At 63.6% G+C, this 12,475-nt stretch carries 9 protein-coding genes and 1 pseudogene; 4 read left to right on the top strand and 6 right to left on the bottom strand.

Annotated features, from left to right (window positions below; genetic code table 11):
- The first annotated feature begins 128 nt into the window (after positions 1–128).
- Positions 129–1,763, top strand: a complete 1,635-nt coding sequence (locus NKL06_RS24885; protein WP_023691564.1) for a tetratricopeptide repeat-containing sulfotransferase family protein — start codon at positions 129–131, stop codon at positions 1,761–1,763.
- 7 nt (positions 1,764–1,770) lie between these two features.
- Here NKL06_RS24885 and NKL06_RS24890 read toward each other — a convergent pair.
- Positions 1,771–2,123: pseudogene (locus tag NKL06_RS24890) on the bottom strand (DUF1428 domain-containing protein).
- Positions 2,124–2,194: 71 nt separating this feature from the next.
- Positions 2,195–2,623 carry a VOC family protein gene (locus NKL06_RS24895; RefSeq protein ID WP_023691563.1) on the bottom strand — a complete coding sequence of 143 codons (429 nt, stop codon included), beginning with the start codon at positions 2,621–2,623 and terminating at the stop codon, positions 2,195–2,197.
- A gap of 217 nt (positions 2,624–2,840) precedes the next feature.
- On the opposite strand from NKL06_RS24895, the gene NKL06_RS24900 reads away from it, so the two are divergent.
- Positions 2,841–3,455, top strand: coding sequence for a glutathione S-transferase family protein (locus NKL06_RS24900; RefSeq protein WP_023691562.1), 615 nt, complete (start codon positions 2,841–2,843; stop codon positions 3,453–3,455).
- A 49-nt stretch (positions 3,456–3,504) separates the two neighbouring features.
- On the opposite strand, the gene NKL06_RS24905 is transcribed toward NKL06_RS24900, so the two are convergent.
- The 4 genes from NKL06_RS24905 to NKL06_RS24920 all read right to left on the bottom strand — a co-directional run bounded on the left by NKL06_RS24905 (position 3,505) and on the right by NKL06_RS24920 (position 10,245).
- Entirely contained in the window at positions 3,505–3,678 is a 174-nt protein-coding gene (locus tag NKL06_RS24905; protein ID WP_023672009.1) for a hypothetical protein, read from the bottom strand.
- A 147-nt stretch (positions 3,679–3,825) separates the two neighbouring features.
- On the bottom strand, positions 3,826–5,352 hold the full coding sequence (locus NKL06_RS24910; RefSeq protein ID WP_023691561.1) for an ABC-F family ATP-binding cassette domain-containing protein: 1,527 nt from the start codon (positions 5,350–5,352) through the stop codon (positions 3,826–3,828).
- 340 nt (positions 5,353–5,692) lie between these two features.
- A complete protein-coding gene (gene uvrB / locus NKL06_RS24915) occupies positions 5,693–8,857 on the bottom strand; it encodes an excinuclease ABC subunit UvrB (protein WP_023691560.1) in 3,165 nt (1,054 codons plus the stop codon).
- 122 nt (positions 8,858–8,979) lie between these two features.
- Positions 8,980–10,245, bottom strand: coding sequence for a hypothetical protein (locus NKL06_RS24920; protein WP_023691559.1), 1,266 nt, complete (start codon positions 10,243–10,245; stop codon positions 8,980–8,982).
- 146 nt (positions 10,246–10,391) lie between these two features.
- Between NKL06_RS24920 and NKL06_RS24925 the strand changes: the two genes are divergently transcribed.
- On the top strand, positions 10,392–11,435 hold the full coding sequence (locus NKL06_RS24925) for a CapA family protein (protein WP_031198259.1): 1,044 nt from the start codon (positions 10,392–10,394) through the stop codon (positions 11,433–11,435).
- Positions 11,436–11,481: 46 nt separating this feature from the next.
- Positions 11,482–12,459 carry a DUF3137 domain-containing protein gene (locus NKL06_RS24930; protein ID WP_023691557.1) on the top strand — a complete coding sequence of 326 codons (978 nt, stop codon included), beginning with the start codon at positions 11,482–11,484 and terminating at the stop codon, positions 12,457–12,459.
- Positions 12,460–12,475: the final 16 nt, after the last annotated feature.

Genomic DNA, 12,475 nt, shown 5'->3' on the forward strand with positions numbered 1-12,475 from the left:
CCTGCAGCGCCGATGGCCTAGATCGCGGCAAGCGGACAAAACACGGCAGGTTTCCCATCAACAGAGATCAGAGAAGAGCGGCGGGTGCTGGAGCTGGCGGACAGCCGCCGCTGGGCCTCGACCAATATGTGCAGCAGGCGCTGCAGCTGCATCAGGCCGGGCGCCGGCAGGAGGCCGAGACGCTGTACCGGCAGGTGCTGGCGCGCAAGGCCAATCACCCGGCAGCGGCGCATTTCCTGGGCCTGTTGCTGCACCAGACCGGGCGCAACCCCGAAGGCCTGGAGCTGATCGAGCAGTCTGTGCGTCTGCAGCCGAAGAATCCCGATTTCCTCAACAATCTCGGCACGGTGATGCGCGATCTCGGCCGCATCGCAGCGGCCGCCGATTTCTTCCGCGGCGCGGTAGATCTCAAGCCCGACCAGCTCGCGGCACGCGACAATCTGGGTTCGGCGTTGAAACAGCTCGGCCAGTTCGAGGCTGCGGAGGACATCTATCGCGGCACAATCGGGCGCAATCCCTTCCATGTCCGCGCCCGCATCGGGCTTGCCGAAACGTTGCAGGAAGCCGGTCGTCTGGACGAGGCGCTGGCGACCTTTCGCGAGGCGCTGACGATCCGGCCCAGGGATGCCGACCTGTTGCACGGGCTCGGCGTCGGGCTGATGGAAAAAGGCAAGCTCGATGAGGCGGCCGACCTGTTCCGGCAGGCGCTGGCGATCACGCCAGGCATGGCAAAAGCCTGGCTGATGCTGACGCAGGTCAAGCGCCAGAAGGAGCGCGACGCCGAACTCGCCGGCATGGAGGCCCAGCATGCCAAGGCGCCGGCCGACAGCCTGGCGCGCATGCAGCTGTCCTTCGGTCTCGGCAAGGCCAATGACGATTTGAAGGACTACAACAGGGCCTTCGACTATTTCGCTGAAGGCAATGCGATCCGCCGCAAGGGCATCGATTATGATCCGGTCAGGACGCGGGCCGAATTCGAGGCGATGAAGACGGTGTTCAACGCCGGCTTTTTCGAAAAGCACAAGCCAAGTGCAATCTCCGACGACACGCCGATTTTCGTCGTCGGCATGCCGCGCTCCGGCACCACGCTGGTCGAACAGATCATCGCCAGCCATCCACAAGTCTATGGCGCGGGCGAGCTCAGCATGTTGAAAACCGCGGTCGGCAAGCAATTTCCGCTGACCATGCCGGGAGGTTTCCCCTGGGGACTGGTCGATGTATCCGACGCGGAGTTTGCGGAGGCGGGCCAAGCCTATCTCGACATGCTGCATGAGCGCTATCCCAACTTCAGGCATGTCACCGACAAGATGCCCGGCAACTTCCTGCTCATCGGCTTCATCCATATGATGCTGCCGAAAGCCAAGATCATCCATTGCGCGCGCGATGCGGCGGCGACCTGCCTTTCGATCTACAAGGTGCATTTCCGCGGCGACAACCACCGCTACGGCTATGATCTGGGCGAGCTCGCCGATTTCCACAACATCTACACCGACATCATGGCGCATTGGCACGATGTTCTGCCGGGCGTCGTCCATGACGTGCGTTACGAGGATTTCGTGGCCGACCAGGAGGGACAGACGCGGGCGCTGATCGGGCATCTCGGCCTGTCCTGGGACGACAAGGCGCTGTCGTTCCACGAGACCGACCGCCCGGTGCGCACGGCCTCGGCCGCGCAGGTGCGCCAGCCGATGTATCAGGGCTCGGTCGATCTCTGGAAGCGCTATGGCGACAGGTTGAAGCCGCTGCTGGACAAGCTGGCCTGAGCAGCGGCTAAAGCTCGATGAAGGGCTGGAAGCCGCCGAAGATCATGCGCTTCATATCGAAGGGCATGGGCCCCGAATCGGGCGTCAAACGCGGATCGGCCATAACCTTGGCCATTACCGCGTCGCGGCTTTGCCTGGACGAATAGACGGCCCAGGCGAAGACGACGATCTCGTCGTCTTTTGCCTGAACGGCACGCGGAAACGAGGTCAACTCGCATAGGGCACGTCGTCGGCGGTACATTCGACGTAGGCGAGCGCTCCGTGTTCCTTCCATATCGGGCCTGCGACGTTGGCCAGCTTCTTGTAGTCATCGATATTTGCCTTCGGCACGGCGAGCACGAAACCATCGACATAGGACATGAGGTTCTCCTTGGAGTATCTCACAAAGCTCCTTACCGGCGTCAGCCGGTGAGGAGCTTTGTCAGCGGTGGTCAGTCTTTCTTCGCCGGCGCGTTCATCGCCCATTCGACCCCGAAGGGGTCGCGCATGTTGCCCCACTGGTCGCCCCAGAACATCAGCTGCAGCGGCACTGCGACTTCGCAGCCGGCACCGACCGCGCGCTTCCACCAGCCATCGATCTCGTCGGCGCCGAGATGGAGCTGCATGGTATAGCCCTGCGGCTTGACGGCAGGCATGCCGTTTTCGGGGTAGAAATCGGAAATCATCAGCGTCGAGCCGTTGATGTGGAGATGGATGTGCATCGTGCGGCCCTGCTCATCGGGCGGATAGAAGAACACCTGTTCGGCGCCGAAAGCCTTCTTGTAGAATTCGGCGGCCTTGAAGGCGCCGTCCAGCTGCAGATAGGGGGTCAATCCACCGAGAACTTTCGCGGCCGGCTGAATGGGGGTCTGGTCGGTCATGTCTTGTTCCTCTTTGGGTTTGGTCTGGGCGCTTGGTTGGCCTTGCGAACCCTAGGACGAACGAGGCGGCGGCGATCCTACATGTCTGATGCGATTTTCTGGGCCGATGCGATTTTCTGGCGAAACGAACTTGCGTCGGCGGCGCCCAATCAGAGCGCAATCCTCGGTATGAGCAGGCTAGAAAAGGGGACTGCTTCTCCAACCCGCTGAGACGACAATGATCCTCTATTACCAGACCCATTCGCCCTTTGCGCGCAAGGCGCTCGTCTTCGCCCATGAGGTCGGGCTTGCCGACCGGCTCGAGGTCATTCATCACGAGACCAGCCCGACCTTGCGCAATGCCCGTGTCTACGCCGAAAACCCGCTCGGCAAGGTGCCGGTGCTGCTGCGGCCGGATGCGCCGCCGCTCTTCGATTCCGATGTCATCTGCGCCTATCTGGATACGCTGCATGACGGCCGCAAATTGCTGCCGCAGGACGGCGAAGCGCGCTGGCAGGCGTTGCGGCTGCAGGCGGTCGCCCAAGGCCTGGCGCAGACGGGCATAGGCCTGCGCTGGGAGACGGAAAGGCGGCCCGAACAGTTGCGCTATGCAGCGCTTGCCGAAGGCTACCGGGAAAAAATCGAGGCCAGCTATGACTGGATCGAAAGCGCGCTGGACGCCGAGACATCGCTCCATGTCGGCCATATAGCGCTTGCCACCACGCTGTCCTGGATGGCGTTCCGCCAGCTGCCGTCCTTTCGCGCGCGGGCGCGGCTGACGCGCTGGTTCGAGGCGTTCGAAAAGCGTCGATCGATGCAGGCGACGCCGCTGTCTGGCGATACGCATGACTGAGCAACGGTCGCCCCGCGGCGGCCTGCATCGATCTTTCCCGACCGCATGGTCAGGGCGCCCTGCAGATCCGCGGGCCGTTTTGCGCGTCGATGAGGATTTCCGGCCAGCCGATATCCTTGCGCAGTTCGATCGGCAGGGCCAGAAGCTCGCGCTCGCTGCGATAGCGGGCGCGGTTCTGTGCGTAACGGGCGGCGACGCGGCCTATGGATGACAGGATGGACATGATGCGTTCTCCTCAGATGAAGCCGGCATCATCGTGTCGGCATCCCAAGGACGCAGCAGGTTCAGGCGATCCGACAGAGCGCTGAAAATATTCTGAGAGATGTGAAACCATGGGCCGCAACACAGTGCGGCCCATGGTGGTAGTTCCTCAGCCCGCCGTTTCAGCCACTGAGCGGAAGAAATCCTCGGGGTCTTCGACTTCGGTCAGCTTCCGCTTGTCGATCAGCCAGAAGCGGTTGCCGATGGCGCGGATGAAGGAACGGTCGTGCGAGGCGAGCACACAGCTCGCCTGGTGCTTGAGCAGTTCCTCCTCCAGCGCTTCCTGGCCGTCAATGTCGAGATGGTTGGTCGGCTCGTCGAGCAGGTAGAAGTTGGGGTTGGCGAGTCTCAGCGCCAGCATCATCAGCCGCGCCTTCTGGCCGCCGGACAGCACGCCGATCTTCTTCTCCTGCATCTCAATGACAACGCCGGCGCCGGCAAGCAGCGAGCGGGCGCGTTGCTCGCCGACATCGTAGCGGTGCGAGACCAGGGCCAGCGGCGTGTCGTCGCCACTGATGCCGGCCAGCGCCTGGTCGCTGTAGCCAAGCACCGTCGACGGCGTCACCTTGACGTTCGGCACCGTGTCCGGCTCGGCGATGGCGTTGCGGATCAGATCGACGAAACGCGACTTGCCGACGCCGTTGCGGCCGAGCAGCACGATGCGATCGCCCTGGCAGATGTGGCGCTTGCCGGTCTTGAACAGCAGCATGCCGTCCGGCGTTTCCACCGTGGCGTCGTCCAGCGTAATCAGCACCTTGGCATGGGTGCCGCGGTTGGCCAGCCGGATCGCGCCGGCTGATTTCTCGCGATGCGCCGATACCGCGGCGTCTTCCAGCTTCTCCGCCCGTTCCCTGAGTTGCTTGGTCTTCACCGTCAAAAGGTCGCTGCCGGAATTGATGCCGATGTTGTTGAGCTTGGCGGCCTGCTTGCGCAGCTGCTGCGCCACCTTCATGTCGCGCTCGAACCGGCGCGCCGTCGAAGCGTCCAGGTCGTCGAGCGCTTGCCTCGCCCTGGAATAGGGCAGTGCAAACACCGGCGAGTCCTCCGGGCGCAAGAACAGCGTGCGGTTGGTGACAGCGTCGAGAAAGGCGCGGTCGTGACTGGCGATGACCACCGGCACCTCGCGCGGCAGGGCGTTCAGCCAGCTTTCCAGCTGGCTGATCTTGGCGAGGTCGAGATGGTTGGTCGGCTCGTCGAGCAAAAGCACATCCGGATCGGTGACCCAGACGCGGGCGATCAGCGCCAGCCGCTGCCATCCGCCGCTCAGCGCCTGCATCGGCCGTTCGCGCATCGGCTCGGGCACGTCGAGCGAATCCAGCACCACGTCGACGCGCCACATCTCGCTGTCGGCCTGCTCGGCCTGCAAGGCATCGGCCACCACCTGATGGAAGGTGCGGCTAAGAAGGGCAGGCGGAACCGACTGCTCGACATGGCCGACACGCAGGCCGCGCGTGCGAGAAATGTCGCCCGAGGTCGGCTCCAGCGCGCCGGTCAGGCATTTAAGCAACGTCGACTTGCCGCGGCCATTGGCGGCGACGATGCCGAGCCGGTCGCCGGTGCCGATGGTGAGGTCGAGGTTGGAAAACAGCGGCGCACTCATGGTGACGCCGAAGGATTTGAGGCTGATCAGGGCCATTGTGATTTCTCTGGTCTCGCCGGAGACAACTCCGGATGCACTTTGACGGTGTGCTTGCCGGCCATCAGGCTCAGCTTTGCGCACCACGAAGGGCAGACCAAAAAATCGAAACGGGAAAAAACCCGTAATGTCCCTGGTCAACCCTGCAAGCGAACTCGCAGGGCAGAAATCGGGCCACGCTGATGATGGTGATCGATAGACACGCAGCCCTCCTTTCAAGACAAAACTTTGAGTGTGTGGAGCGATTACACCAAAGGCGGGGGTGGAGGCAAGTGGGCGACGGATGCGGCCGCGGTGGAGCGCTCTTCCCTTCTCCCACAAGGGGAGAAGGAAAGAGGTGCTACTTTCCCGGCCTGCCCGTCTTGCCAGGCCGTCGTTTCTCGCGACGCGCGTCGCCTGGGTCCTCATAGGAGCCGATGCCGGCACGCTGGCGAATGATTGGCTTGGCGTCGCGATCCTTCGCGGCTGTCCCTCCGGACATCTCCCCCAGCTGGGGGGAGATTGGCTGCGGCTTGGCCGGCACTTTTCCTTCGATCGGCTTTTCGGTCCGCCGAACCGTCATCTCGTCCAGTGAGTTCTTCTTGAACAGCGGCTTGGTGGCGTCGCCCGGGATGCCGAAGTCGGAGCCGTGCGCTTCCTGCGCCGACTGTTTCTTGAACAGCGAGCGCGACACCGCGCCTGACGGTGTCGGCATGTCGGTACCAGGCCCCATATCGTCGATCGACGGCTTGGCAAACAGCGGTTTCTTCACCGGCACGGCGCCGTCGGCACCCATTTCGTCGAGCGCCGGCTTGCGGAAGAGGTTGGACCGGGCAGCCCTGGCCGCCTCTTCAGCCGCGCGTGCGTCGTCGAACTTGCGGAAACGCTCCTGTTCCTCAGCCGTACGGTGCTTGGCCACGCCCTTGTTGTGCTTGCCCTTCTCGCGGCCCGAGACCGGGCTTTCCATGTCAGCGTATTTGGCCAGCGGGTCTTCCGAGATGGACAGTTCCATCTCGCGCAGCCGCTTGATCTCGTCACGGATGCGGGCGGCCTTCTCGAAGTCGAGATTGGCGGCGGCGTCGCGCATCTGCTTTTCCATGGCGTCGAGATGGGCCTTCAGATTGTTGCCCATCATCGCGCCGGCGCCGTCGGTGAACTGCGAGATGTCGGCGCGGACATGGTCCTTCTCGTAGACCGAGTCCAGAATGTCGGAGATGCGCGACTTCACCGATTCCGGGGTGATGCCGTTGGCCGCGTTCCATTCCATCTGCTTTTCGCGGCGGCGGTTGGTCTCGGCCATTGCCCGCTCCATCGAGCCGGTGACCTGGTCGGCATAGAGGATGACCTTGCCGTCGACGTTGCGGGCGGCGCGGCCGATGGTCTGGATCAGCGACGTCTCGGAGCGCAGAAAGCCCTCCTTGTCGGCGTCGAGGATGGCGACGAAACCGCATTCGGGAATGTCGAGGCCTTCGCGCAGCAGGTTGATGCCGACCAGCACGTCGAAAGCGCCGAGGCGGAGATCGCGCAGAATCTCGATGCGCTCCAGCGTGTCGATGTCGGAGTGCATGTAGCGAACGCGCACGCCTTGCTCATGCAAATATTCGGTCAGGTCTTCGGCCATGCGCTTGGTCAAAACGGTGACCAGCGTGCGGTAGCCGGCGGCCGTGGTGTCGCGGATTTCGCCGACGACATCGTCGACCTGGCTTTTCGCCGGGCGGACTTCGACCGGCGGATCGATCAGGCCGGTCGGGCGGATGACCTGCTCGGCGAACACGCCGCCGGCCTGTTCCATCTCCCAGGCGCCGGGTGTCGCAGAAACCGCGACGGAGAGCGGTCGCATGGCGTCCCATTCCTCGAAGCGCAGCGGACGGTTGTCCATGCAGGAGGGCAGGCGAAAACCATACTCCGCCAGCGTCGCCTTGCGCCGAAAGTCGCCACGATACATGCCGCCGATCTGCGGCACGGTGACGTGGCTTTCGTCGATGAAGACCAGCGCATTGTCCGGGATATATTCGAACAAAGTCGGCGGCGGATCGCCCGGCTGGCGTCCCGTGAGATAGCGCGAATAGTTCTCGATGCCGGCGCAGGAGCCGGTGGCTTCCAGCATCTCAAGATCGAAGCGGCAGCGCTGTTCGAGCCGCTGTGCCTCCAGCAGGCGGCCGGCGCGCTCGAGCTCGACCAGCCGGTGCTTGAGCTCCTCCTTGATCGACTTGATCGCCTGGTTGAGCGTTGGACGCGGCGTCACATAGTGCGAGTTGGCGTAGATCTTGACGCTCTTCAGCTCGCCGGTCTTCTGGCCGGTGAGCGGATCGAATTCGGTGATCGCCTCGATCTCGTCGCCGAACATCGAGATGCGCCAGGCGCGGTCCTCAAGGTGCGCCGGGAAGATTTCGATCGTGTCCCCGCGCACGCGGAACGAGCCGCGCACGAAATTGATGTCCTGGCGCTTGTACTGCTGGGCGACGAGGTCGGCGAGCAGCGCCCGCTGGTCGAGCCGATCGCCGATCTGCATCTGGAAGGTCATCGCCGTGTAGGTCTCGACCGAGCCGATACCGTAGATGCAGGACACCGAGGCGACGATGATGACGTCGTCGCGCTCGAGCAGCGAACGCGTCGCCGAATGGCGCATGCGGTCGATCTGCTCGTTGATCGAGGATTCCTTCTCGATGAAAGTGTCGGTGCGCGGAACGTAGGCTTCCGGTTGGTAGTAGTCGTAATAGGAGACGAAATACTCCACCGCATTGTCTGGGAAGAATTTCTTGAACTCGGAATAGAGCTGCGCGGCCAGCGTTTTGTTGGGCGCCAGGATCAAGGCAGGGCGCTGCGTCTGCTCGATCACCTTGGCCATGGTGAAGGTTTTGCCGGAGCCGGTGACGCCGAGCAGTACCTGGGTGCGGTCATTGTTATCGACGCCCTCGACAAGATCCTTGATGGCGGTCGGCTGGTCGCCGGCCGGCTCGAAATCCGACACCATCTTGATAGCGATGCCGCCTTCGGATTTTTCCGGGCGGGCAGGGCGGTGCGGCGTCCACAGCACGCCGTCCTTGTGCAGCGGGTTGCCGGATTCGATCAGCGCCGACAGCGCCGCGACCGTCGCGGTGACGCTGCCCGAGGCCATCGTCTCGGCGTCTTCCAGCGAGATGTCGAGACCGGCGACCGGGTTGAGGCCGGCGGCGGTGCGCTCGCGCGCCGTTGCCGCGCCACCCATCGAGGTCCCGCGCGAACTGCGGCCGGGCGCAGCGGACCGCTCCGGGATCTTCTTCGCGGACCTTGGTGATTTGCCATCGCCCTTACCGGTGAGACGGCCTTCCTTCTCGGCCTCCTGCTCGATCTGCTCGGCCCAGTCGGCAATCGAGCCGCTCAGCGGCGTGCCGGTGAAGTCAGCCTGCGGCGCCTCGGCGAAGCCACCCTTGTGCAAGGGCTCCGAAGCATCGAGGAAATCGGTCAACGGGCTGCGCCGCTTGGGCAGCGAAGCGCTGTTGTCACCCGCCGGAGACGGTGTCTTTTTCTCGGGAAGTTTGGCCATGCCCCAAATATGGGCAGAGTCCGCCAAAATGGAAAGAGTGCAGTGGCAAGGGACACTAAGCGGGTCGAAGCTCCTGACACAAGGGTGTCAGGAGCTGTGTCACGCAAAGCCGGGCCACCTGCTCAATTGAACCACAGCGCGAAGGTCAAAAACCCACCGCCACCGAACTGACGCTGGATCTGGTCGAACTCGCCGCTGGTCACGATCTCACCGCTCTCGAGGTAGGGCGCGATGGCCGGGCCGGTAATCGACAGCACTAGGTCGAAAGGCTTCGGTTCTTCGAAGAAACGCTTCATGTTGATGCCCTGGCCGGTGCTGGCCGTGATGCGGAAATGCGGCAGCAGCTTGCGGCCTTCCAAAAGGTCTTCGGCCATGGTCAGAGTGGCGAGCCAGGCCTCGACCTGCTCCTCGCCGACTTCGAGCCCGGTGAGCGGGTTCTCGCCCTTCTGCTGCGGTCCCGGTAGCCATTCGCGGTCATTGTCGGTCTCGGCGCGGATCGCCTTCCAGTCCTGGCGCGACAGCCGGATCATTTCGAGCAGATGGCGGCGCGCCGCTTGACGTCGCTCGGGCTCGACCACCGGCCAGTTGACGAGGTGAACCATGGAGATGAAATCCGCGATGCGCCATTCCGATGAGAAGATGCTGCTGCCCATGTCCCCGGCGGGAGGCACCAGAACGTCCTGCAGCGGCAGTTTGGCGTGCGGGAACAGCATGTGGAACGAGCCGTCGAACATGGTCCTGAAATCATGCGCCAGCCAGAAATCGGCCTGCGCCATCAGGAATTCGGCATAGCCCTGCAGCCAGAAACCGTCGGCCCGGTCGAAGCGGAATGTGAGCGAGGGAGCGGCGCCGTCCGACGAGATACCGCCGCGCGACAGCGAGGCCATGATCGCGGCCATGCTTTCATCCGGCGCGATGGCACCGTCTTCGTTGAGATCGATGCCGGCATGGGTGAGGTCGACGACCATGCCGATATCGGCATCGGCGGGTACCGAGCCCAGAGTGGCCGCGGATGTCTCCAGCCGGTCGCGGAAGGCGACCAGAATGGCGCGGAACTGCTCATAGGTCAGCGGTTCGGGATTGGGACTGTCCGGAATCGGCAGCCGCATCAGCGGCAGCATGAAGGATTGCGGGCTTTCGAACCCGTGGCGGTGCAGACCGCCGGCGAGGATTTCCAGCGCGGTGAAGAATTCGCCGGCGCCGGCGGCATAGGCTGACGCCGGATCGCCCTGGGCTGCAGCCTCGAGCGTGGTAAGCGCGGCGTTGCGCTCGGTCACCGTTTTGGCCTCGAACAAAGCGGTTGCCGCTTCGGGCGCGGCGGCGCGGGCCGAAGATAAAGGCAGCAACAGGAGGAGGGCGGACGCCAGCAGGCCTGCAAAACGTGTCATCTCATCCCTCCACTATGCGATGCGCAGACATTACACGCATTTGGCGCCGTGTCTGCCGGCGGCAGTGTTTCAAGGACTGACGGTCGACACTTCCCGGGCAGACCGTCTACACAAGCTAACCGATTGGGCAAACGATTGGGCGTCGCGTGTCGAATTATCCGCTTTCCTACAAACTGTCATGGCTGCCGCGCTTCCTGAAACCGTCTCTCGGCGGCGATGTCAGGGATTTTGCGCCGATCGCGGCAACGACACTCATCGATCCACCGCCAAGGCGCAAGGTGCGGCTGGCCTTTGTCGGCGATATTTCGGCGGTGGCCAACCATAGTGCGCCGGAGTGCGATCCGGAGATCGCAAAGCTCTTGGGCTCAGCCGATCTGGTGATCGGCAATTGCGAAAGTCCGGTCGTCGAGCGGCCGAGCGTGGCGTTTGGCACGCGGCTTGGCACTCACCATGCGATGAGCGAGCGGTTTCTTGCCGCGGCGCTTGCCGCCGTAGGCATCGCGCGCGAAAGGCTCGTGCTGTCGCTGGCCAACAACCATGTGCTCGACCAGGGCGTCGCCGGTTTCGACGAGACGGTTGCGGCGTTGAAGCGGCTTGGAATCCGCACCATCGGCACCGCGAAAAAAGGACCGGTGGAGCAGGTCAAGGCCGGGCCGCTGACGATCGGCTTTGCCGCCTTCACACTGTGGCGCAATGGTGACGCCGGGCCATTCACCGAGCTTGTCTCGATGCAAGGCGATCCGGCGGCATGGCCGAGAGGCGCGGCCGACAAGAACATCGATCTCACCTGTGCGGTGCCGCACTGGGACTGGGAGTTCCGGCATTTTCCGCAGCCGCAAACGCAAATGCTGGCGAGGGTGCTGGCCGGTCACGGCGTCGGGCTGATTGCCGGGCACCACGCCCATGTCGTGCAGCCGGTGCAATGGGTCGGCAAGACGCTCGTGGCTTACGGGCTTGGCGACTTCCTCGGCACGGCGCTGGCGCGGCAGCCCTGGCCCGGCCGCATCGCCGGCATTTTCGTCGTCGATGTCAGCGCCGATCTCATGCGCGGTGCGATCGCCGGGTACCGGATGCATCCCTTCATGCGGCTGCGCGCAGGCGGGCATGAGCGGCTGGTTCCGGTCGAGGCGCTGACTGGCCGGGTGAAGGGCAAGGTCCAGGCCAGGCTGAAGGCGATCTTTGGCGACTGACAACTTTCCCGTTATCATAGGTATAATAGGACTTTGCGAGGGGGCGATGGAAGCAGCTGAGTTCATGCCTGATGAAGCGGTGGTCGCCGGCATCAGGAAGAATATCGAGATCTATGAGGCTGGACGGGCTTCGGCCTGCCGCCAGGTGCGCTGGCGGGTGCCGGTGTTTCTGGGGCTGCTGCTGGTTTTTGTCGTGCTGGTGGCCTGGCTGTTCAACAAGGTCGCCGACTTGAACGAGCAATGGTTCTCGACGCCGCATGTGTTCCTCTATGCCGGCGGTTTCTTCGCGGCGCTGCTGCTGTACTTCCTGGCGATCAGGCCGGCGACGCGGCTGCAGCAATCGTTCCGTGACACGCTGCTGCCGATCATCTTCGGCTTCATCAGGGATGTGCGCTATCAGCACAGCGTGACGCCGAATTCCTTCGACCGGCTGCCGCGCGCCGTGGTCGGCGCCTTCAACCGGCAGAGCTTCGACGACATCGTGTCAGGCCGCTACGAGGATTTTCCGTTCGAGCTCTACGAGGCGGAGTTGCGCCAAGGTTCGGGCAAAGGCTCGTCGACGGTCTTCAAGGGCGTCATCGTTGCGTTCGAGACGATCGCGCCGTTCCCCGGCATATTGGTCGCGACGCGCCGCAGCAACGCGGTGGTCGGTTTCTTCCGCGGCATCTTCGCCGGCAAGATGCAGGAACTGTCCAGCGGCGATCCGCTGCTCGACGGCGACTACGAATTTCGCACCGACAATGTCGCCGCCGCGCAGCCGCTGGTGAGCGGCCGGTTGGCGCAGGCGCTGAAATGGCTGCACGAGACATGGCGCGATGATCCGGCGCGGGTGGCACTTAATGGCAGCGATGGTTTCCTGCTCTTGCCGCAGCCGAAGAATTTCTTCGAACTGCCCGCCATTTCCGTGCCACTCGATTACACCAAGCACATCGCCCCGATGATCGCCGATATGGGCGCGATCCTGGCGACCGCGGCGCTGGTGCGCAAGATCGGCGCGACGGATGGCGAGGCGGCCGCAAGCTAGGCAGTTCCCGATTGCA

The organism is Mesorhizobium sp. C268A (assembly GCF_040324475.1).
Lineage (GTDB): Bacteria > Pseudomonadota > Alphaproteobacteria > Rhizobiales > Rhizobiaceae > Mesorhizobium.